The organism is Nonomuraea sp. NPDC050547 (assembly GCF_044457345.1).
Taxonomy (GTDB): Bacteria; Actinomycetota; Actinomycetes; order Streptosporangiales; family Streptosporangiaceae; genus Nonomuraea.
Genome location: NZ_JBITGW010000007.1, coordinates 226,814 through 248,074 on the forward strand (window position 1 = coordinate 226,814; position 21,261 = coordinate 248,074).

21 protein-coding genes are annotated in these 21,261 nt (G+C 72.5%); 14 read left to right on the forward strand and 7 right to left on the reverse strand.

The window, feature by feature from the left end; all coding sequences use genetic code 11:
- Window positions 1-81 precede the first annotated feature (81 nt).
- Window positions 82-840: a hypothetical protein gene (locus ACIBHY_RS19510; RefSeq protein ID WP_397246988.1), complete on the forward strand. Its 759-nt coding sequence runs from the start codon at window positions 82-84 to the stop codon at window positions 838-840.
- Window positions 841-869: 29 nt separating this feature from the next.
- Complete coding sequence (locus tag ACIBHY_RS19515; protein WP_397307357.1) at window positions 870-3,089, forward strand: heavy metal translocating P-type ATPase; 2,220 nt, start codon at window positions 870-872, stop codon at window positions 3,087-3,089.
- A 29-nt stretch (window positions 3,090-3,118) separates the two neighbouring features.
- On the opposite strand, the gene ACIBHY_RS19520 is transcribed toward ACIBHY_RS19515, so the two are convergent.
- Both ACIBHY_RS19520 and ACIBHY_RS19525 read right to left on the reverse strand, forming a co-directional pair.
- Window positions 3,119-3,946 carry an alpha/beta fold hydrolase gene (locus ACIBHY_RS19520; RefSeq protein WP_397246992.1) on the reverse strand — a complete coding sequence of 276 codons (828 nt, stop codon included), beginning with the start codon at window positions 3,944-3,946 and terminating at the stop codon, window positions 3,119-3,121.
- Between the two features lie 428 nt (window positions 3,947-4,374).
- Window positions 4,375-5,976: an FAD-binding oxidoreductase gene (locus ACIBHY_RS19525; RefSeq protein ID WP_397307358.1), complete on the reverse strand. Its 1,602-nt coding sequence runs from the start codon at window positions 5,974-5,976 to the stop codon at window positions 4,375-4,377.
- Window positions 5,977-6,072: 96 nt separating this feature from the next.
- Between ACIBHY_RS19525 and ACIBHY_RS19530 the strand changes: the two genes are divergently transcribed.
- The 3 genes from ACIBHY_RS19530 to ACIBHY_RS19540 are packed head-to-tail and all read left to right on the forward strand — an operon-like array spanning window position 6,073 to window position 8,475.
- A complete protein-coding gene (locus ACIBHY_RS19530) occupies window positions 6,073-7,467 on the forward strand; it encodes a PLP-dependent aminotransferase family protein (protein ID WP_397307359.1) in 1,395 nt (464 codons plus the stop codon).
- Between the two features lie 38 nt (window positions 7,468-7,505).
- Window positions 7,506-7,886, forward strand: a complete 381-nt coding sequence (locus tag ACIBHY_RS19535) for a hypothetical protein (RefSeq protein ID WP_397246997.1) — start codon at window positions 7,506-7,508, stop codon at window positions 7,884-7,886.
- A 16-nt stretch (window positions 7,887-7,902) separates the two neighbouring features.
- The gene (locus tag ACIBHY_RS19540; RefSeq protein WP_397307360.1) at window positions 7,903-8,475 is read left to right on the forward strand and encodes a YdeI family protein; all 573 of its coding nucleotides are present in this window, start codon (window positions 7,903-7,905) and stop codon (window positions 8,473-8,475) included.
- A 1-nt stretch (window position 8,476) separates the two neighbouring features.
- Here ACIBHY_RS19540 and ACIBHY_RS19545 read toward each other — a convergent pair whose 3' ends face one another.
- On the reverse strand, window positions 8,477-8,989 hold the full coding sequence (locus ACIBHY_RS19545; protein WP_397307361.1) for a universal stress protein: 513 nt from the start codon (window positions 8,987-8,989) through the stop codon (window positions 8,477-8,479).
- Window positions 8,990-9,103: 114 nt separating this feature from the next.
- Between ACIBHY_RS19545 and ACIBHY_RS19550 the strand changes: the two genes are divergently transcribed.
- The 3 genes from ACIBHY_RS19550 to ACIBHY_RS19560 all read left to right on the forward strand — a co-directional run bounded on the left by ACIBHY_RS19550 (window position 9,104) and on the right by ACIBHY_RS19560 (window position 15,133).
- Window positions 9,104-12,292, forward strand: a complete 3,189-nt coding sequence (locus ACIBHY_RS19550; protein ID WP_397307362.1) for a BTAD domain-containing putative transcriptional regulator — start codon at window positions 9,104-9,106, stop codon at window positions 12,290-12,292.
- Between the two features lie 70 nt (window positions 12,293-12,362).
- On the forward strand, window positions 12,363-12,515 hold the full coding sequence (locus tag ACIBHY_RS19555; RefSeq protein WP_397247005.1) for a hypothetical protein: 153 nt from the start codon (window positions 12,363-12,365) through the stop codon (window positions 12,513-12,515).
- Between the two features lie 50 nt (window positions 12,516-12,565).
- Window positions 12,566-15,133: a LuxR C-terminal-related transcriptional regulator gene (locus ACIBHY_RS19560; protein WP_397307363.1), complete on the forward strand. Its 2,568-nt coding sequence runs from the start codon at window positions 12,566-12,568 to the stop codon at window positions 15,131-15,133.
- Here the strand turns inward: ACIBHY_RS19560 and ACIBHY_RS19565 are convergent.
- The 3 genes from ACIBHY_RS19565 to ACIBHY_RS19575 are packed head-to-tail and all read right to left on the reverse strand — an operon-like array spanning window position 15,087 to window position 16,706.
- Window positions 15,087-15,404 carry a hypothetical protein gene (locus tag ACIBHY_RS19565; protein ID WP_397307364.1) on the reverse strand — a complete coding sequence of 106 codons (318 nt, stop codon included), beginning with the start codon at window positions 15,402-15,404 and terminating at the stop codon, window positions 15,087-15,089. The genes ACIBHY_RS19560 and ACIBHY_RS19565 overlap by 47 nt on opposite strands.
- Window positions 15,401-16,087 carry a hypothetical protein gene (locus tag ACIBHY_RS19570; RefSeq protein WP_397307365.1) on the reverse strand — a complete coding sequence of 229 codons (687 nt, stop codon included), beginning with the start codon at window positions 16,085-16,087 and terminating at the stop codon, window positions 15,401-15,403. Before ACIBHY_RS19570 ends, ACIBHY_RS19565 begins: the two co-directional genes overlap by 4 nt.
- Entirely contained in the window at window positions 16,080-16,706 is a 627-nt protein-coding gene (locus tag ACIBHY_RS19575; protein WP_397247011.1) for a TetR/AcrR family transcriptional regulator, read from the reverse strand. The genes ACIBHY_RS19570 and ACIBHY_RS19575 overlap by 8 nt, the downstream gene beginning before the upstream one ends.
- Window positions 16,707-16,784: 78 nt before the next feature.
- Between ACIBHY_RS19575 and ACIBHY_RS19580 the strand changes: the two genes are divergently transcribed.
- The gene (locus tag ACIBHY_RS19580) at window positions 16,785-17,936 is read left to right on the forward strand and encodes a sensor histidine kinase (RefSeq protein WP_397247013.1); all 1,152 of its coding nucleotides are present in this window, start codon (window positions 16,785-16,787) and stop codon (window positions 17,934-17,936) included.
- On the forward strand, window positions 17,927-18,556 hold the full coding sequence (locus ACIBHY_RS19585) for a response regulator (RefSeq protein WP_397247015.1): 630 nt from the start codon (window positions 17,927-17,929) through the stop codon (window positions 18,554-18,556). The genes ACIBHY_RS19580 and ACIBHY_RS19585 overlap by 10 nt, the downstream gene beginning before the upstream one ends.
- Here the strand turns inward: ACIBHY_RS19585 and ACIBHY_RS19590 are convergent.
- Window positions 18,549-18,968, reverse strand: a complete 420-nt coding sequence (locus tag ACIBHY_RS19590) for a VOC family protein (RefSeq protein ID WP_397247016.1) — start codon at window positions 18,966-18,968, stop codon at window positions 18,549-18,551. The genes ACIBHY_RS19585 and ACIBHY_RS19590 overlap by 8 nt on opposite strands.
- A 22-nt stretch (window positions 18,969-18,990) precedes the next feature.
- On the opposite strand from ACIBHY_RS19590, the gene ACIBHY_RS19595 reads away from it, so the two are divergent.
- The 4 genes from ACIBHY_RS19595 to ACIBHY_RS19610 are packed head-to-tail and all read left to right on the forward strand — an operon-like array spanning window position 18,991 to window position 21,254.
- Entirely contained in the window at window positions 18,991-19,422 is a 432-nt protein-coding gene (locus ACIBHY_RS19595; protein WP_397247018.1) for a GNAT family N-acetyltransferase, read from the forward strand.
- Window positions 19,419-20,213 (forward strand): MBL fold metallo-hydrolase, encoded by a 795-nt coding sequence (locus ACIBHY_RS19600; protein ID WP_397247020.1) that lies wholly within the window; start codon window positions 19,419-19,421, stop codon window positions 20,211-20,213. The genes ACIBHY_RS19595 and ACIBHY_RS19600 overlap by 4 nt, the downstream gene beginning before the upstream one ends.
- 42 nt (window positions 20,214-20,255) lie before the next feature.
- Window positions 20,256-20,852: a PadR family transcriptional regulator gene (locus ACIBHY_RS19605; RefSeq protein ID WP_397247022.1), complete on the forward strand. Its 597-nt coding sequence runs from the start codon at window positions 20,256-20,258 to the stop codon at window positions 20,850-20,852.
- A gap of 9 nt (window positions 20,853-20,861) precedes the next feature.
- Window positions 20,862-21,254 (forward strand): hypothetical protein, encoded by a 393-nt coding sequence (locus ACIBHY_RS19610; protein WP_397247024.1) that lies wholly within the window; start codon window positions 20,862-20,864, stop codon window positions 21,252-21,254.
- The last annotated feature ends 7 nt before the right edge of the window (window positions 21,255-21,261 follow it).

The window sequence follows — 21,261 nt, forward strand, 5'->3', positions numbered from 1 at the left end:
ATGTCGCAAATGTCAAAGCAACCAACCTCCGAGCAGCCAGCAACAGCACAAAGCGCTAGTGATACCCCTGGGGGGCTCCAAGTGTCGCAGAACGGCTACACCCTCAACCCGCTCACCGCCGCCAAGGCCGGTGCGCCCACAGACTTCCAGTTCACCGTGACGGGCCCCAGCGGCAAGCCGGTGACCGACTACCAGGTCGAGCACGACAAGAAGCTCCACTTCATCGTCGTCTCCCGTGACCTGTCCAGCTTCCAGCACGTCCACCCCGAGATGAGCGCCGACGGCACCTGGTCGGTCAAGATCGCCTTCCCGGCCGCCGGAACCTTCCGCGCGTTCGCCGACTTCACCCCGACCGGCGGCCAGGCCCTGACGCTCGGCGCCGACATCCAGGTCGCGGGCGACTTCCAGCCCAAGCCGCTGAAGGCGGTCAGCCGCACCTCCGAGGTCGACGGCTACACCGTGACGCTCGACGGAGACCTGGTCCCCGGCCAGTCGAGCAAGCTCACGCTGAACGTCAGCAAGGACGGCAAGCCGGTCACCGACCTGCAGCCGTACCTCGGGGCGTACGGGCACCTCGTGGCCCTGCGCGCCGGCGACCTGGCCTACCTGCACGTGCACCCCGACGGCGCGCCCGGCGACGGCAAGACGCAGCCGGGTCCGGGAATCACGTTCTACGCCGAGGCACCCAGCGGCGGCGACTACCGTCTGTTCCTGGACTTCCAGCACGGCGGAGCCGTACACACCGCGGACTTCACCGTGAAGGCCGGCGAGGGCGCCGCCGAACCGGGAGCCAAGCCGAGCGCGAAGAACGACCACGACTCCACCCCGCACGGCCACTAGCAGGACGCGACGTACAGAAAGGAGAGGTGATGTCCTCCCTCACCGACGACCAGCCCCAGGGCGCCGTCGAGCTATCGATCGGCGGCATGACCTGCGCGTCCTGCGCCAACCGCATCGAGCGCAAGCTGAACAAGATGGACGGCGTGACCGCGACGGTCAACTACGCGACGGAGAAGGCGAAGGTCACCTTTCCTGAGGGTCTGGACCCCGAGCGGCTGATCGCGACGGTCGAGTCGGCCGGCTACACCGCGGCGCTGCCCAAGGTCGAGAAGGCCGAGGCGGGAACCACCGGCGAAGAGGACGACGAGCTCAGGCCGCTGCGCAACCGGCTCATCACCTCGCTCGTCCTCGGCATCCCGGTGATCGCGATGGCGATGGTCCCGGCGCTGCAGATCGAGTACTGGCAGTGGTTGTCGCTGACGCTGGCCGCGCCGGTCGTGGTCTACGCGGGCTGGCCGTTCCACAAGGCCGCCTGGACGAACCTGCGCCACGGCGCCGCCACCATGGACACGCTGGTCTCCATCGGGACGATCGCCGCGTTCCTCTGGTCGGTCTGGGCGCTGTTCCTCGGCACCGCGGGCGTACCGGGGATGACGCACCCGTTCGAGTTCTCGATCGAGCGCACCGACGGCTCCGGCAACATCTACCTTGAGGCCGCCGCGGGCGTCACCGCGTTCATCCTGGCCGGCCGCTACTTCGAGTCGCGCTCCAAGCGCCGCGCGGGCGCCGCCCTGCGCGCGCTGCTGGAGCTCGGCGCCAAGGACGTGGAGCTCGCCGACGGGCGCCGCATCCCCACCGACCAGCTCGCCGTCGGGGACACCTTCGTCGTACGGCCCGGCGAGAAGATCGCCACCGACGGTGTGATCCAGGAAGGCAGCTCCGCGGTAGACGCCTCCATGCTGACCGGCGAGTCCGTCCCGGTGGAGGTACGGCCGGGCGACCCCGTCACCGGCGCCACCGTCAACGCCGGCGGCCGGCTCATCGTGCGGGCCACCCGGGTCGGCGCCGACACGCAGTTGTCCCAGATGGCCAAGCTCGTCGAGGACGCGCAGACCGGCAAGGCCGCGGTGCAGCGCCTGGCCGACCGCATCTCGGGCGTCTTCGTCCCGATCGTGATCGCGCTGGCCGTGGGCACGCTCGGTTACTGGCTCGGCACCGGCAACGGCGCCGGTGCCGCCTTCACCGCGGCGGTCGCCGTCCTGATCATCGCCTGCCCCTGCGCTCTGGGCCTGGCCACGCCGACGGCCCTGCTGGTCGGCACCGGCCGGGGCGCCCAGATGGGCATCCTGATCAAGGGCCCCGAGGTGCTGGAGTCCACCCGGAAGATCGACACGATCGTCCTGGACAAGACCGGCACCGTCACCGAGGGCAGGATGACGCTCACGGACGTGCACCTGGCCGAGGGCGAGAACCGCGACGAGGTGCTCAGGCTGGCCGGAGCGCTTGAGCACGCCTCCGAGCACCCGATCGCGCAGGCCGTCGCCAAGGCCGCGCAGTCGGATGCCACGGTCGAGGACTTCGCCAACGTCGAGGGCCTCGGCGTGCAGGGCATCGTCGACGGGCACGCGGTCCTGGTCGGGCGGCCCAGGTTGCTGGAGGAGTGGTCGCAGCACCTGCCCGCGAACCTGGTCGAGGCGCTGGAGGCCGAGCAGAACGCCGGCCGTACCGCCGTCGCGGTCGGCTGGGACGGCAAGGCCCGCGCGGTCCTCGTCGTGGCCGACGTCGTGAAGCCGACCAGCAAGGAGGCGATCGAGCGGCTGCGCGCGCTCGGCCTGACCCCGGTGCTGCTCACCGGCGACAACCAGGCCGTCGCGGCCACCGTCGCCGCCGAGGTCGGCATCGGCCAGGTCATCGCCGAGGTGCTGCCGGCCGACAAGGTCGACGTGGTCAAGAAGCTGCAGCAGGAGGGCAAGGTCGTGGCGATGGTCGGCGACGGCGTCAACGACGCCGCCGCGCTCGCCCAGGCCGACCTCGGGCTGTCGATGGGCACCGGCACCGACGCCGCCATCGAGGCCAGCGACCTGACCCTCGTCCGCGGCGACCTGCGGGTGGCGGCCGACGCGATCCGCCTGTCCCGCAGGACGTTGAAGACCATCAAGGGCAACCTGTTCTGGGCGTTCGCCTACAACGTGGCGGCGCTGCCCCTGGCGGCGCTAGGCCTGCTCAACCCCATGATCGCGGGTGCGGCGATGGCCTTCTCCAGCGTTTTCGTGGTGTCCAACAGCCTGCGGCTGAAGGCCTTCAAGTAGATTCTCAGTTCTAGGCGCCGGCCCCGACCTCACAGGGGGCCGGCGCCTTTCACGTGCTCGAGTATCGCCTTCGTGACCACGTCCGGGCGGGCGCGGTGCACGTAGTGCCCGGCGTTCTCGGCCACGATGTGCCTGCTGCTGGTCGACAGGCCCGTCAGCTCCCGCTGCATCGGGAACCAGACGCGGTAGTGGCGGCTGAAGCTGGCGGCCTGCTCGGGCGTCCTGTTGTCCTCGTTGTGCTCGCTGCACGTCACCACCGTCAGCGGGATGTCGCCCAGGGTGGGGGCGCGGCGGCCGGTCTCCGTGCCGATCTGGGCGCGCAGGGTCTGCTCCCACCACGTGGTGCGGCGCTGGCGGTCGCCGAGGTCGAGGTGGCCGGGGCTGTCCAGGAGGCCGAGGTCGACGGCCAGGCGGCGCAGGCCGTACGGGGTGATCCGCTCGATGAGGGCGCGCCTGACCGTGGTGAGGTGGTAGCCCGGGTAGCGCCTGGCCTGGTCGTGGTGGCTGGAGTCCACGAGCACCACTCCGGACACCTCGCCTGCGTGGGCCGCGGCGAACAGCCGGACGACGTAGCCGCCCATCGAGTGCCCCACCAGCACGTACGGCGGGCCGTACCCGGCCAGGGCGAGGGTTTTGCGCAGGTCGGCGGCGGCGTCCAGCATGGCCAGCGGCGAGCTGACGGGGTCGCTCCATCCCATGCCGGCGCGGTCGAAGACCACGGCCGAGGTTTCCTGGCCGAGGACGGGCAGGAGGGGGGCGTACTCGATCGAGGTCGTCCCGAGCGCCGGGACGATCACCACGGTGGGGGAGCCGCGACCGGCCTCCAGCATGTGGATCATGCGTCCGCCGACGTCCACGAGGCGTCCTGGCGGCGGGTGCCGGAGTCGGTCCTGATGTGAGCGCCAGCTCTGGTAGAGGGCGCTGGCGAAACCGGTTAGGGCGAAAGCGGCAAGCGATCTTCTCAGAAGGGCCACTCTCACCATCAAAGCAATGAGCGGGCGTTTGTCCAGTTCAGGACAGTATCCACTCAACCCCCCAAAGCCTACCTTTTAGGGGGAAGGGTGCAGTGAAGGGTCGGATAAATACATTGGCGCATCCGGAAAACGTCCGGCTATCTTAGTGATCGTTCGTGACACAAAAGCCTTTATCGAGAAAAGTCGTCCTGAAAGAACAGGGACGCGGCCTCCGGCCTGCCCGACGGGAATGGCGCCCCCCGGGTGGACGCGGAGACCACCAACGCCCCGGGAACGCGCCCACGCCAGCCGCTCCCGGGGCACAGAAATCGTCAGGCGCGCACGGACAGGCCGTGGTGGAAGACGCCGCGGGGGTCCCAGCGTGCCTTGACCCGCTGCAGGCGGGCGTAGTTCTCCCCGTAGTAGAGGGTGGACCAGGGGACGCCGGAGGTGTTCCAGCGCGGGTCCGCATGGTCGATGTCGGGGTAGTTGATGTAGGCGCCGCCGCAGTTGCCGCCGGGCACCGGGACGCCTCCGGTGTGCGCGAACGTCTTGCCGTGCAGGCTGCGGACCCATTCCAGGTGGGCCTTGCCGTCCTGTTCCGGGGCCCATCCGGCCAGGTGGATGACCTTCAGGATGGACGAGCGTTCGTGGGTGGCCGTGGCGGTGGGGGCGACGGTGTTGATCCGCCCGCCGTACGACAGGAGCCAGAGCATGCCGCCGTCGGCCACCGGGCCGGGGGCGGTGAGGTGGTCGTAGGCGACGTCGGCCTGCGCGTCGGTGAACCGCTCGCGGAGATGGGCGGACTTGGCCTTGTAACGGCCGGACTCCTGCTCCGCGCCGAGGGAGAGGTCGCGGACTGCCCGGAACCAGGGCTGCTGCAGGAGGGGCGGGACGAAAGCCTCCGGGGTGACGCCCTCGCCGACGGCGGCGAAGAAGTCGCGTAGCAGGCGCTCGGCGCCGGGCACGTCCCCGGCGATCTGGGTGGGAAGGATCATGCCTCCGGGGTCGTCGCCGGACTTGCGGCCGGGAATGATCAGCGAGCCCCACATCCCGGCGTAGGGGGAGCCGGGGGAGCTGTTGCGCTCGTGCCAGGTTCCATGGTTGCGCAGGAGCCGGCGGAAGGACTCCTTGGTCATGCCCGCCCAGGACCAGATGGCCACGCCGGACACGACCTTCGCGGGCGGCTTCGGCAGCAGCTTGCCCGGGTCGTCGCCGCGGGCCGCCGGGTCGCGCAGCCAGTAGCGGGTGACGATGCCGAAGTTGCCGCCGCCTCCGCCGGTGTGGGCCCACCACAGGTCGTGGTTGGGGTCGGACGGGTTTCTGGTGGCCACGACGGCGCGGGCCCGGCCTGACGCGTCGACGACGACCACCTCGACGGCGTGCAGGTAGTCGACGGTGAGACCGTGCCGGCGCGACAGCGGGCCGTACCCGCCGCCGGCGATGTGGCCCCCGGCGGCCACGCCCCCGCATTGGCCGCCGGGAAGAGTGACGCCCCAGCCGAAGTAGAGGGTGCGGTACGCCTGCATGAGCGTCGCACCCGCCTCGACCAGGAAAGCCCGGCGCTTCTCGTCGTAGGTGACCTCCTTCATCTCGCACAGGTCGATCACCACCTGCGCGCCGTCGCCGACGAAGTTCTCGTAGCAGTGGCCGCCGCTGCGGACCGTGACGCGGCGGCCCGCCCGTACCGCCTGGTTGACCGCGGCCACGACCTGCTCGGTGGAGCCGGCCATGTGGAAGTAGTCGGGCTCGTGGCGGAAGCGCTGGTTGGTGCGGCGCTCGGCCAGGTCGTCGTAGCGGGGGTCGCTACGCTTGACGATCACCGGACCGATGGCCGGGCGGTCGGCGGCGGCGCCGTACGCGCTGTCCGCCAGTACCGCCGTGCCGCCCACGGCCGCCGTGCCACCGATGAAACCTCGACGCGTGACATTCATATCAATGACGCTAGAAGTACGGCACGGCCCCAGGAATGCACTCAGATGCACGCCAGGGTGGAGCTAGGTCCACCCGGCCGAAAAGGAGGGTGAAGAGTGGACTTCCACGTCAGCCTCGAAGGCCGCGGCGACCTGGCCGCGCGAATTTACCGGCAATTGCTCGACGCGATACTCGACGGCCGCCTCAGACCGGGCGAACGGCTGCCGCCCACCCGCGAGCTGGCCGCTCGCCTCGACGTCTCGCGCAACACCGTGGCCGTGGCCTACGACCGGCTGGTGGCCGACGGCTTCCTGGCCGGCCGGGCCGGGGCGGGCACGTTCGTGACGGGAGAGCCGGTCAGGGGAAGGGCCGCGCCGAGAGGCGTGGTGCGGCCGAGGGCGCTCTGGCGCGACGCGGCCGAGCCGCTGATGCCGCCGCGCGGCCGGGCGCACCACGACTTCACGGTCGGGCTGCCGGACCCGAAGCTGTTCCCGATCGCGAGCTGGCGGCGGCTGCTGGCGCGGGAGCTGCGGGTGAGCTCGGCGGGCTACCTCGACCCCGCGGGGGACGGCTCGCTCAAGGAGGCGATCGCGCGGCACGTGGGCATCAGCCGCTCGGTACGGGCCGGCGCCGACGACGTGATCGTCACCCAGGGCGCCCAGCAGGCGCTCGACCTGATCGGCCGGGTGCTGATCGAGCCCGGGGCGTGCGTGGCCGTCGAGGAGCCGGGCTACCCGCCGGCCCGCCGGCTCTTCCGCTCGCTCGGCGCCCGCGTGGCCGGGGTGCCGGTGGACGAGGAGGGCCTGGACGTCGCCGCCCTGCCCAAGGCCGCCCGGCTGGTCTACGTGACGCCGTCGCACCAGTTCCCGCTGGGTGTGCCGATGTCGCTGGCCCGCCGTACCGCGTTGCTGGAGTGGGCGCGGCACCGCGACGCGGTGATCATCGAGGACGACTACGACAGCGAGTTCCGCTTCGGCGAGCGTCCGCTGGAGCCGTTGCAGAGCCTCGACGGCGCCGGCCGGGTCGTCTACGTCGGCTCCTTCTCCAAGACGCTGCTGCCGACGCTGCGGCTGGGCTTCCTGGTCGCGCCCGCCTCCCTCCGTACGGCGCTGCGCGCCGCCAAGCAGCTCACCGACTGGCACGGCGACCCGTTCGCGCAGGCCGCGCTGGCCCGCTTCATCGACGAGGGCCTGCTGGCCAGGCACATCAGGAAGGCCACCAAGGAGTACGCGGCCCGGCACGCGCAGATCACCGCCCTGCTCGCGGCCGACGCCCGTTTCCAGCTGGTCCCGTCCGCCGCGGGCCTGCACGTCTGCGCCCGCCTCGACCCCACCCTGGAGGTACGGCCGGCGCCGTCGCTGGCCGTGGAGTCCCTGGCCTCCTATTACGCGGAGGGCGCCCCCGGCCACGGCGTGGTCCTGGGCTACGGCGGCATCTCCCGGACCGCCATCCCCGAGGGCGTCCGCCTGCTGACAACCGTTCTAAAGCGAATCGATAACCCTCGCGTCTAGCGTCTCCCCTGTTCGCGGATACGAGGGGAATCAAGATCATGCGAGTTCGTACAGTGGTCATGGCGGTTGTGGCGGCGGCCGGGGTGACGGTCGGCGTCGGGGCGGCGGCCCAGGCCCAGAACCCGCCCTGCTACGCCCAGGGGGACGGCAGCCTGAAGTGCGGCAACTACGCGCCCAGGCCGATCTACAACAAGACCAGCTGGGGCGACCCGGACAACCAGCAGACCTGGCCCAGGAGGGTGGACACGCTCCGCTCCAACCCGAGCTGGTTCAAGTGCTACATCAGGGGCGAGAAGCACAGCGGCGGCAACAACGTCTGGTACTACACCCAGGGCGACGACAGCGGCAGGTACGGCTGGGTGCCGGCCAGCACCCTCTACACCCCGAAGGACCCCTTCCCGGGCGTGAAGAAGTGCTGACGCTAGCCTGACGCCCATGGATGAGCTCGACGGGGTGGAGGTCCTCGCCTTCGCCGACGGCCCGGCGTTCGAGGGCTGGCTGGCCGGACACCACACGCGGCAGGAAGGCGTGTGGATCAAGGTGGCCAAGAAGAAGTCGGGCATTTCGACGGTGACCGAGGACGAGCTCGTCGACATCGGGCTCTGCTACGGCTGGGTCTCCGGGCTGCGCCGTTCGCTGGACGAGCGGTACTACCTGCAGAAGTACGTGCCGCGCCGGGCCAGGAGCCTGTGGTCGCAGGTGAACGTGGACAAGGTCGCCATGCTGGCGGCGGCGGGCCGGATGCGCGAGCCCGGCCTGGCCGAGGTGCGCAGGGCGCAGGAGGACGGCAGGTGGGCGGCCGCATACGAGTCGCAGAAGGCGGCCACGGTGCCGCCTGACCTGGCGGCGGCGCTGGAGGCGGACCCCGCCGCCAAGGAGGCGTTCGAGCGGCTCGACAAGACCGGGCGCTACCTGGCCATGCTGCCGGTGCTTCAGGCGCTGACGCCGGAGGCCCGCCAGGACCGGTTGGACAAAGCCCTGCATCTCCTGACAAATCGCCCGGTGTAAGTCAGCGGCTCCAGAATCGTCGGTGCCCGCGTTCGCCCGAGACCTCCGGCTCGTCGGGCGGCGCGGGCTCACGCACGATCACCACCGTGGCCCGCGCGTGGCGGGCGCAGTACATGCTGGTCGAGGGCAGCAGCATCCGGCTGAGCAGGCCGCGCCTGCTGCGGCCGAGCACCAGCAGGTCGCACTCGCCGGCCAGGTCGACCAGGTGGTAGCCGGGGTCGCCCATCCGGCCGACGACCGCGGTCACGATGTCGGTGGGCACACCGCCGCACACCTCGACGAAGGCGTCGGTGACCACCTCCGTACTTCGAGTCTCCTCTCCGGCCCTGGCCGCGTGCTGCAGCGGCAGTGCCTCGGGGAAAGGATGGATCGGCGCCCGGCTCACGTGCACGGCGACCAGCGGCATGCGGCGTAGTCGTGCGGCGCCGATGGCCCAGGCCAGCGCCAAGCGCGCGGCCGGCGATTCGTCCACACCGACGATCACGCGCGCTCCGCCGGGCAGGTCTTGATCCACGGCGCCCTCCTCGGAAAGAGGTACCTGACCATAGTGCTCCTCTCTGCGCGTGAACGGGAGGTGGCACTTTCCGAACTCTGGAGTCGCCCGCGAAACGGGGCGTAACATGCGGGGGTGGAACGCGGGTGGGTGCGGCCCCGTCCAGCCCTCGACCGGCGGCTCGACGGTGCGCTGACGCACAGGCTCACCACGCTCGTCGCGGCCACCGGCTACGGCAAGTCGATCGCGCTGGCCGGTTGGAGCCAGGCCGTCGGCGGCGTGCTGCACCGCTTCGGTCCGGGCGACCGGGAGCTCGCGCCGTTCTCCGCCGCGGTGATCGCGGAGCTGGCCACGCGCGTGCCCGACCTGCCCGCGGAACTGCCCGCCGCCGCTGACGCCCCGCTCGGCCCCGACGCCGACGAACCCGCCAGGGCGGCGGCGCTGGCCGGCGCGCTGGCCGAGGCCCTGCGGTTACGGCTGCGGCGTGGCCTGGTGATGGTCTTCGACGGCATCGACGTGATCGCCGGCGCGCCGGGACCGGTGCGGTTCGTGGAGACGCTGGTGCGCGCGGCGCCCCGGCACCTGCACATCGTGACCGCGTCCAGGGCGCCGCTGCCGTTCCCGACGGCGCGGCTGCGCCAGGACCTCGAAGTGCTGACCTTCGACGCGACCGACCTCGCCCTGAGCGTCGGGGAGTGCGCCGACTGGGCCCGCGACCGGCTCGGCGCGTCCGGCGCCGCCGTCGCCCCCGCCCTGCACGCGGCCAGCGGCGGCTGGCCCGCCGCGGTGCGGGCCGCGCTCGACGCCATGGCCCGCGCCGAGCCCGCGCTGTGGCCCGCGATGGCCTCCGGCCTGGCCGCCACCTCCGACACGCTCGAACGCCTCACGCTCGACGCCCTGCGCGACCTGCCCGCCCAGATGCGCGAGCTGCTGCGGGCGGCGACGATCCTGCCGGTGCTCACCGCCGACCTGGCCGCCACGCTCGGCGTGCCGCCCGACACGCTGACCTCGCTGACCGGCCGCGGACTCTTCCTGGAAGCGGCCCAGGGCGGCCACCGGCTGACCGCCACCAGCCGGCACGTGCTGGCCAGGCACGCGCCGCTCGACCGGCACGAGTCCCACGACACGGCCGAGGTGGCCGCCCGCTGGTACGTCGAGCACGACCAGCCCGAGCAGGCGCTGCGCGCCGCCGTCGCCACCGGGCACACCGAGCTGACCGCGTCGCTGCTGACCGCGCACGGACCCCGGCTGGCCGAGCGCGGCGACGACGTCCTGGCCGGGCTGGCGCTGCTGCCGGAGGACCGGCGGGAGAGCCCGGCCATGCTGCGGCTGGCCGGAATCGCCGAGCAGAACCGCGGCGACTGGCGCCGCGCCCGCGAACTGCTCGCCAGAGCGGCCGACAGCCCCGCCTTCGACGCCTTCCTGGCCCGGCGCCTCGGCTTCATCGACCACCTGCGCGGCGACCTCGACGCCGCCATGGCCATGTACCTGCGGGGAGCCGAGCACGGCTCGCCGCCGGCCGACGCGGCCATCTGCACCGCCTCGGCCGCCTCGGTGCTGTGGCTGCGCGGCGACCGGGCGGCCTGCGCGGAGACGGCCGAACGCGCGCTCGACGCCGCCGCGCTGCTGGGCGACCCGGGCGCGCTGGCCGCCGCCACCACGGTGATCGCCATGGTCGCCGCGCTCGACGGCGACCGCCGCGCCAACGACGCCTACTACCTGCGGGCGCTGGAGTACGCCGAGCGCGCCGGCGACATCCTCCAGCTCATCCGCATCCGGGCCAACCGGGCATCACGCCACATCGACGAGGCCGACTACCACGCCGCGCTGGCCGACGTGGACATCGCCGGCCGGCTGTCCGACCTGGTGGCGTTCGCGCCGTGGGCCGCCCTGACCGTCTCCAACCGGGCCAAGGCGCTCATCGGGCTCGGCCGCCTCGAAGAGGCCGCCGTGGACGCCGCCGACGCCGTGGCGCGCTGGGAGGCCATGGGCTCGCGCATCGGCTACGGCCTGCTGCAACTGGCCAGGATCCAGACGCTGCGCGGCGAGCGCGGCGCGGCCGCTGCCACCTACCGCCGGGTCCAGGTGGAGGCCGGGCGCTCGCGTGACGCCCAGGCCCTCGGCAACACGCTGACCGAGCTGGCCGAGCTCCTGGCCGCCGAGGACCCCGACGAGGCCGCCCGCCTGGCCGCCGAGGCGCTCAAGCACACCGAGGGCATGGCCGCGGTGAGCGCCCGGGTGGCCGCCGCCCGCGTGGCCTTCTCCGCCGGCCGCGCGGAGGCCGCCAGGAAACTGCTCGACGAGGCGGAGCCCATCGCCGCCGAACGCCGCCACCACACCGGCCTGGCCGGCATCGCCGAGCTCCGGGCCGAACTGGACAAGGACCACGACCGCGCCGACGACGCCGTACGCATCTGGAGCACGCTCGGCGACCCCGTCGGACGCGCCAGAGCCGAACTGGTCAGAGCGGCACTCGCCGACCCCGCCGTCGGCGCCGAGGTGGCCGGGCAGGTCGCCGAGCGCATGCACGCGATCGGCTGCCGCATGCTCGACGACCGCATCGACGCGCTGCTGGCGCGCGTCACTCCCGCCTCGGGCGCGCGGGTGACGGTCGAGACGATGGGAACCTTCCGCGTGCTGCGCGGCTCCTTCCCCGTCCCGCGTACGGCATGGCAGTCCCGTAAGGCCCGTGACCTGCTGAAGATCCTGGTCAGCAGGAGAGGCAGGGCGATCGGCAGGGAGCGCCTGGTCGAGATCCTCTGGCCGGACCAGGAGGACGAGGCGGTCGGGCTCAAACGGCTCAACGTGATGGTCTCCACGCTGCGCGCGGTGCTCGACCCGGCGCACGAGGTGGAGATCGTGGTCTCCGACGAGGGCGCGCTCCGGCTCGACCTCGACCACGCCGACGTGGACATCGAGCGGTTCCTGGGGCTGGCCGGCGCCGCCGTACGGCTGGAGCAGGCCGGGCGCGGCGGTGAGGCGCTGGCGCGGTGGAAGGCGGCCGAGGCCGCCTACGGCGGGGAGTTCTGTGAGGAGGACCCCTACGCCGACTGGGCCGTGGGGCTGCGCGAGCAGGCCAGGCTCGCCTACGTGCAGGCGGCGGCGCGGCTGGCCGGCGCGAGGGCGGAGGAGGGACGCCACCACGAGGCGGCCCGCTACTGGCTGCGGCTGCTGGAGCGCGACGGCTACGACGAACGCGCCCACCTGGGGCTGATCCGCTCCCTCGACCAGGCGGGACGGCGCGGCGACGCCCGCCGCCGCTACCACGTCTACACCGAGCGGATGCGCGAGCTGGAGGTCGAGCCCGCGCCCTTCCCCACCTGAAAACCCACCCGAAAACCACCCGAAAACCCACCTGAACCAGACCTGAACCGCGCCGGTGGATCGTGCGGGCATGAGGACGGTCATCGTACGCCTGGTAGAACCCGAGCAGTCCGGCGGCCAGCTCCGCGGGCTGCTCGAGGAGGTGGGCGGCGAACCGGTGCCGTTCAGCGGGACCGACGCGGTGGTGGATCTCCTGCTGACGGCGGCGGGACTGAGGACCTGAACCTCCCGCGAACCGGGATCCCGACGATGAGATCCGGGAGGAGGGCTGCGATGAGCAATCGATGGCCATTCATCGGACGGCAGGGCCCGCTGGCCGCCGTCCACCGGGCGCTGCGATCCTGCACGGGAGCGATGATCGCGGGCGAGGCCGGAGTGGGGAAGAGCAGGCTGGCGGCCGAGGCGGCGGCGGGCCTGACGGAGCACTGCGTGGTACGGGCCCTGGGCACGGAGACCGCGGCGATGATCCCGTTCGGGGCGTTCGCGCACGTGCTGGGCGGGCCGCCGGACGGCGGCGAGAACCTGCTGGGCTGGGCCGCCCGGCATCTGCGGACCCGGGCGGGACAGGCGCCGCTGCTGGTCACCGTGGACGACGCGCACCGGCTGGACGCCGCCTCCGCCGCGCTGCTGCACTACCTGGCCACGCGCGGCGAGGCGGCATTGCTGGTCACCGTGCGGACCGGAGAGCCCGTGCCCGAGCCGGTGGCCGCCCTCTGGAAGGAGGAGCTGGTCACCAGGATCGAGCTGGCGCCGCTGACCCGCGACGAGGTCGGCCGGGCGCTCACCGCGGCGCTGCGCGGTGACGTGGCGGCCGAGACCGTACGCCACCTGGCGAGGGTGAGCGAGGGCAACATGCTCTACCTGCGCGAGCTCGTCCACGCCGGGCGCGACATCGGCTGCCTGGCCGAGCAGGGCGGCCAGTGGCGATGGCGGGGCGGGCTGTCGATGACCACCCGCCTGCGCGAGCTGGTCAGCGAGCGGATCGGGCATCTCGACCCGGACGAGCGCGAGGTGCTGGAGCTCGTGGCGTTCGGCGAACCGCTCGGCACCGACCTGCTGGTCACGATGGCCTCGGCGGGCGCGGTCGAACGGGTGGAGGACCGCGGTCTCATCGTCGCCGACGGACCCGGCATGCGGCTCGGCCATCCGCTCTATGGCGAGGTGGTGCGGGGGCGCTGCCGTACGCTCAGGGCCCGGCGGCGGCTGCGCACGCTGGCGGAGTCGCTGGAGGCCAGCGGGATGCGCGGGCGCGACGACATGCTGCGCGCGGCCGTGTGGCGGCTCGACAGCGGCTCGCCCGCCGACCCGCGCATGCTCCTGGTCGCCGCGCACCTGGCGTGGGGGCGCCAGGACCCGCACCTGGCCGCCCGGCTCGGCCGGGCCGCGGTCGAGGCGGGCGCCGGCATCGAGGCGGTCGCGCTGCTCGGGCAGGTGCTGACGATCCTCGGCGACACCGGCGGCGCGCAGGAGGTGCTGCGCCGTCAGGACGGGCCCGGCGCCACCGACGCCGAACGCGCCCAGCACGCGCTCGCGCTCGGCGTCAACATGCTCTGGTCCGGCGACACCCACGAGGCCGGCCGCGTCTTCGAAGGCGCCGCCGACACGCTGGCCGACCCGGCCTGGCGCCAGGAACTGCTCGTCTACCGCGGCGTCGTCGACTTCTTCACCGGCCGCCTCGACGCCGCCGGGCGCACGCTCACCCGCGCCCGCGACCTCGCCCCCGACACCGCGCGCGGCAGCGGGCACCTGGCCGCGCTGGAGTCCTGGGTGAGCGCCCACTCCGGCCGCAGCGCCCGCTGCGTGTCCGTCGTGGAACGTGCCATGGCCGGCGCGGACGCCTGGCGCGACCGGGCCCCGCACGCGCTGCCGGTCATGCTGGACGCGCGGTGCGCGGCCCACCTGTTCGCGGGGGAGCTCGCCGACGCCGCCCGCATCGCCGTCCAGGGCACCGAACTGGCCGCGCCGGACCTGTCGGTCTGCGGGTTCGGCGCCTACCGCGCGCGGATCTGCCGCCTGCGCGGCGACGTGGCCGCCGCCCTGCGCTGGTGCCGCGAGGATGTCGTACGGCTGCGCGCCCGCTCGCCGTACCTGGGCAGGTGCCTGGCCGAACTGGCCCACTCGGCGGCGCTGCTGGGCGATCTGGAAACCGCCAGAAAGGCGTTGACCGAAGCCGAAGAACTGGCCGGATGCTGGAACTACACGCTCCAGCCCGTGCTGCTGGCCAAGGCCTGGCTGGCCGCCGCCGACGGCGACCTCGACGGGGCCGTGCGCACGGCGCTGTCCATGGCCGCCGACTGCCCCTACCTGGGCTACCGGATGCTCGCCCTGCACGACGTCGTCAGAATGGGCGCCGCCGACCTGGTGACCGGCTCGCTGGACGAGCTGGCCGGCGGGATGGAGGGCCCCTTCGCCCAGATCTGCGCCCGCCACGCCCACGCCGCCGCCCGCAACGACCCGCCCGGCCTGCGCGCGGTGGCGGCCGAGTTCGAGTCGCTCGGCATGGTGTTGTACGCCGCGGAGGCCACGGCGCAGGAGGCCGCCGCCTACCGCCGGATGGGCCGCGGCTCCGCCGCCAAGGGCGCCCAGACCCGGGCCTGGGCCCTGGCCCGGCGCTGCCCAGGCGTCACGACCCCGGCCCTGGTCGAACTCGCCACCCCGGACCTGACCCCGCGCCAGCGGGAGATCGTCCAGCTCGCCGCGGCCGGCCTGACCAACCGCCAGATCGCCGACCGCCTCACCCTGTCCATGCGCACCGCCGCCAACCACCTGCAGGCGGTCTACGACAAGCTGGGCGTCAACGACCGTGCGGAGGTGGCCCGCCTGCTGGGGACGAGCTTCTAGTCCCGCCCACGTACCAGAGCACCGCCGCCCCCACCAGACACAGAAGAGCGGCCGCCGTGATCGGATAGGAGAACTCCATGTGCACGGCGATGATGTTCAGCGCCAGTGAGGCCGACACCAGCAGGTTTCCCCAGCCGCTGATCCGGTTGAAGTGGTGCCTGCGCAACCAGGGGGTCCAGGGCGGGAAGCGGTCGAAGAAGATGACGTACGCGGCCACGACGGTGTTGGCGGCCACCAAACCGAGGGTCACCCAGGTTAAGGCGATCATCATCTGTCCAGTATGACCCGTTCCAGGGTGGTGAGGCGGACGTGCGGGCCGCTGATGGTGGCGTGGGCGAGGTCGGCGGCGGGGATCTCGGTGGTGCCCGGCGCCTCGCCCGCGTGGTCGTCGCACCAGGCGACCACCTTCTTGGGGTCGGTCAGCGGCGCGGCGAAGTGGACCAGGCTGATGTACCAGCGCTCCCGGGGCCACGACTCGAACGCCCCGCGTGCCCCCAGCGCCTCGGCGTACCGGCGCTGGAGGGTCCAGATCGTGTCGTCCTCCGGATAGCCGAAGGCCAGGACGCCACCGGCGTGCGGGCTGACGCCCTCGACGCGCATCCGCACCGGCGGCAGCCCCCGGGCCGCGGAGCGCAGGGCGGCGGCGTAGGTCAGCAGGGCCGGGTCGGCGGCGGGGATCACCCGCCGGTACGGCTCCAGCGAGCGCAGGGTGACGTGCAGGACGCCGCGGCCGTGAGTCCAGTGGCCGGGGCCCGCGGCGGCGCCCGCCGATCTGGCCAGCGACTCCAGCCGGTCGAGCGTGGGGCCCGTCGGGCGCAGGACGGTGGTCATGCCCCAGCGCGGGCTTCCTTCGGCGAAGGGCAGGTCGTGGGTGGCCTCGCCGTCGAGAAGTGCCCGCCGCCCCCGGGTCTGGAACGCGGCGTAGTCGGCGGTGAGCTCGTCCCGGCTACGCATCCGCGGCAACCGCATAGGTCCCCAGGGAGGGCTCCAGCAGGTCGAAGGCCATGCGCCCGGCCTCGGTCAGCGCCGCGGCGATCGCGTCGTGGTCCTGGCCGTCGAGCACCCGGGCCAGCGTCTCGTCGAACAGCAGCCGGTGCGCCGCCCCGAGTTCCGCCGCCGCGAGCCGGGGCAGGAAGCCGGGCTCGGTCTCGGCCGCGAGCCGGGCGGCCAGGGCGGCCTCGCGCTCGTCGTGGAACTCGCGGAGCCTGGCCACCAGCGCGGGACTGTCGGTGATCATCCGGGCGAACTCCAAAGGAGCGAAGCCGATCACCGGGTCCTTGCGTTCCACCGCGGCCAGGAAGGCGGCACGGAGCGCGGCCAGCGCAGACCGGCCGGCCGCCCGCTCGGCGACCGTGCGCGCCAGCCCGGAGACGAACGCGTCGCCCAGGTCGAGCGCCAGGTCCTCCTTGCGGGGGAAGTAGTTGGTCACCGTCATCTTGGCCACCTGCGCGGCGGTGGCGACGTCGGCGATCGTCACCTTGTCGTAGCCGCGTTCCAGGAAGAGCCTGGTGGCGTGCTGGGAGATGTTCTCCCTGGTCTGCTGCTTCTTCATCGCGCGGAGCCCTGTCGTCATGCCGCCATTTTGGCATGACGGACTCAAGTTTGTCATTGACCTAAATTTAGGTTTCCGCTCTCTGGCTACCTTGGCGGGGTGAGCACCTCCGCCCTCGAAGCGCTCGGCTCCCGGCCGCTGCCGTTCCTGCGTTCGTCCTGGCCCTGGCGGGCGCTGGCGTACCTGCTGGCCGGCGCGGTCTTCTGCGTCGTGCCGCTGGTGGTGGCGGCGGTGTCCGAGGTGCTGCCGGGGTGGGCCGCGGCGGGTGCCGGGATCGTCGCGCTGGTGGCGTTCGGGCCGTTCGTGTCGCGCTTCGAGCGGTGGCGGATGCGGCTGGTGGACCTGTCGCCGGTGCCCGGGACCCGGGAGCGGCGGCGCGAGATCGGGCTGGCCGTGCTCACGCTGGTCGCGTTCTGGTGGATCGACCTGGCGATCGTCGGCGTCGCGGTGGGCGGGCCATCGCTGCTGGTGCTCTCGCCCGTGGTGCAGCCGGAGGCGGCGGGGGCGATCGCGGTGGCCGCCTCGTTCGTGGGAGTGGCGCTGGTGCCCGTGGGGGCGTACGTGCTGACGGCCTGGGCGGGGGCGCGCGCGGCGATGGTCAGGGCGGTGCTCGCGCCCGAGCGGGCGGAACTGGAGGAGGTCAGGCGGTCGCGGGCGCGGCTGGTCGACGCCTTCGAGGTCGAACGGCGCCGGATCGAGCGCGACCTGCACGACGGGGCGCAGCAGCGGCTGGTCGCGCTGACCATGACGCTCGGGCTGGCCAGGCTGGACGTTCCCGACGAGGCCCCGCTGGCGCGTACGCTCGATCGGGCGCACGCCGAGGCCAAGCAGGTGCTGGCCGAACTTCGCGAACTGATCCGCGGGGTGCACTCCCAGGTGCTGACCGACCGCGGCCTGGCCGCCGCCGTCGGCGAACTGGCCGCGCGCTCGGCCCTCCCCGTGACCATCAAGACAGATCTGGACGTACGGCTCCCGCCGCCCGTGGAGATCGCCGCCTTCTACGTGGTCAGCGAAGCCCTCACCAACGCCACCAAACACAGCAACGCCACCAACATCACGATAAGAGTGGAAAAATCGCGCGAAAGCGTGTCGATCGCCGTCACCGACGACGGCCGCGGCGGCGCCGACGCGGCGGCGGGAACCGGGCTCACCGGGCTGGCCGACCGGCTCGACGTGGTCGGCGGCAGACTGTCCCTGTCCAGCCCGCCCGGCGGCCCGACCACCATCAGAGCGGAGATCCCGTGCGCGTAGTCATCGCCGAGGACGCCGTCCTCCTGCGTGAGGGCCTGGTGAGCCTGCTCGAACGCTTCGGCCACCAGGTCGCCGCCGCCGTCGGCGACGCGGACGCCCTGCTCGCCGCGGTCCGCGAGCACGCGCCGGACATCGTGGTCACCGACGTGCGCATGCCGCCGGGGTTCGCCGACGAGGGCCTGCGCGCCGCCCTGGAACTGCGGCGCGACGGCCTGCCCGTGCTCGTGCTCAGCCAGTACGTCGAGCAGACCTACGCCGCCGAGCTCCTGGAGACCGGTACCGGCGTCGGCTACCTGCTCAAGGACCGGGTCGGTGACGTGAAGGAGTTCGCCGACGCCCTCGACCGGGTCGCCGCCGGCGCCACGGTCGTGGACCCCGAGGTCGTCCGGCAACTGCTCGGCCGCCGCCGCGATCCGATCTCCCGGCTCACCCCGCGCGAGCGCGAGGTGCTGTCGCTGATCGCCGAAGGCCGGGCCAACGCCGCCATCGCCAGGGAACTCGTGGTCACCGAGGCGGCCGTCGCCAAGCACATCGCGAGCATCTTCGCCAAGCTCGACCTGCCGCCCACGCAGGACGGTCACCGCCGCGTGCTGGCCGTGCTGGCCTACCTCACTAGGTGACGCAGAACTCGTTGCCCTCGGGGTCGGTCATCGTCACCCAGGAGTGCGGTCCCTGCCGTCCCCGGTGGGAGAAGCTCGCGCCCCTGGCGGTCAGCCGTTCGACCTCCGCCTCGACGTTGTCCTGACCGACCTGGACGTCGAGATGGACCCGGTTCTTGACGGTCTTGGCCTCGGGCACGAGCTGGAAGAGCACCCGCGGATGCCCCTCGCTCCGGATGGCCACGCCTTCCCGCCAGCGAAGCTGCCCGTCGTGCACGATGGTGTCGGCCTCGGTGGCGAACCCCTTGGAGACCATGTCGCGGATGAAGTCCGCGTCCTGGGGTTCCACCTCCCAGCCGAGCGCGTCCGCCCACCAGTCGGCCTGCGCGTGCGGGTCGGCCGCGTCGACGCTCACTTGGAAGCCATAGCTCATGTTCGACAACATAGGCCAGACCATGCCTGAAACGATCCGCCGCGCCGAGCCCCGCGACGCCGGGGCGCTCACCGCGCTCATGCACGCCTCCAGCGCCTACCACGGCGAGTACGCCACGATCCTGGAGGGATACCAGGTCACCGCCGCCTACCTCGCCGCCCACCCGGTCTTCACCACCGACGACCATCTCGGCTTCTACGCCCTGGTCGGCGACGAGCTCGACCTGCTGTTCGTCGCCGACCGGGCGCAGGGCACGGGTCTCGGCCGCCGCCTGGTCGAGCACATGCTGGACCAGGCCCGCGCGGCCGGGCTGACCCGGGTCCGGGTGGTCTCGCACCCGCCCGCCGAGGCCTTCTACCTGCGCATGGGCGCGGTACGTGTGGGCACGTCGCCGCCGAAGCCGCCGAGGATCACCTGGGAACGGCCCGAGCTGACCTTCGGGACGGGCGCGTGAACGAGCAGTGGCAGGAGATCGGTGACCGGGTCTTCGTACGCAGGCACGAGTCCGTCGACCTCAACGTGGGCCTGGTCGTCGGCGACGGGCACTGCCTGGTGTTCGACACCCGCATGTCCCACCGGGAGGCCACGGACCTGATCGCCGCCGTCCGCCGGATCACGCCGGACCCGTGGACCGTGGTCAACAGCCACGCCCACTGGGACCACTTCTTCGGCAACGCGATGTTTCTGCCCGCGGAGATCTGGGGGCACGCCCGGTGCGCGGAGGAGATCCGGTCCGGCGGCGAGGCGCAGCGGGCGGGCGTGCTGGGTTTCGTGGCGGAGGAACGGCGGGCGGAGATCGAGGAGATCGACCTGGTCGTGCCCGACCACACCTTCACCGACCGGGCCACGCTGGACATCGGCGGGCGGGCCGTACATCTGCGGTATTTCGGGCGGGGACACACCGACAACGACATCGTGCTGCACGTGCCGGACGCCGGGGTGGTCTTCGCGGGAGACCTGGTCGAGGAGGGCGCGCCGCCGGCCTTCGGCGACTCCTACCCGCTCGACTGGCCGGTCACGATGTCCGCGATGCTGGCCGGCCTGCCGGAGCCCGTGATCGTGCCCGGTCACGGCGCGGTCGTCGACCGCGCCTTCGCGCGGGGCCAGCGTGACGAGCTGGCCGAGGTCGCCGCACTGGCCCGCCGCGCCCACGCCGAGGGCCTGCGCGACCTGATCGGCCGCTTCCCCTACCCGGAGGACGTGGCCCGCCAGGCGATCGAGCGCGCCTTCAAACAACTCGACTAGGCGGCACGCACTAGTGCATAATGCAATATAGAAGGAGGCAACATGGCGCGCCGTCCCGATCTGGTGGGCCTGACGGTGCTGGCCATGCTCTCGGTACGCGCCAGCCACCCGTACGAGCTGCACCGCTTCATCGTCGACACGCACAAGGACTACGTGACCGGGCTGCCGAGGAGCCTCTACCACGCGGTCGAGAAGCTCACCGGCGACGAGCTGATCGTCGCGGTGGAGACCACCAAGGAGGGCCGCCGCCCCGAGCGGACGGTCTACGAGATCACCGACGAAGGCCGCAAGGAACTGTCCACCCGGCTCAGGTCGCTCCTGCAGAGCCCCGGCGGTGACCGCCGCGCGTTCACCGCGGCGGTCTCGCTGATCGGCTGCCTGCCCGTGCCCGAGGCGCTCAACGCGCTGCGGGCCAGGGCGGCCTCGGTACGCGGGCTGATCACCGCCATGGACGGACACGTCGCCGCCATGCGCGACAGCGGCCTGCCCGAACTGCTCATGATCGAGGTCGACTACGAGCGGACGCTGAGCCAGGCCGAGCTGTCCTGGATGGACGGCCTGATCGCGCGGCTGGAGAAGGGCGAGTTGTCCTGGCAGGGGACGCTCGCGCGCGAGCTGATGGAGAAGACCCTCGAATAGGAGGAAACCATGAAGAAGCTCATCACCGAGGTGTCCGGCGTGGTCGAGGCCCCGGGCGCCGAGGTCTGGGACGACCTGGCGCGCAGCCTGCTGCCCGACGGCCACGAGGAGGGCCGCTTCACCGTGGAGGACTTCCCCGGCCACACCTCGACCGTCGAGGTCGCCGGGCGGACCATCGCCTTCCAGGGCGGCTGGTGGTACCGGGGCGAATGGAGCGTCGAGCCGCACCCGCTGGGCTCGCTCCTGGTCCACCGCGTCTTCAACGTGGCGACCTGGATGCGCTGGGGCGTACCGCTCGCCAACCGCTTCTTCGTCGGCTTCAAGGAGTCCACCAGAAAGGGCTTCGCCGAGCGGCTTGTCCAGCTGGGAAATCGTTTGGGGTGTTCGACCACGCTGGCTTAGGCTGCCG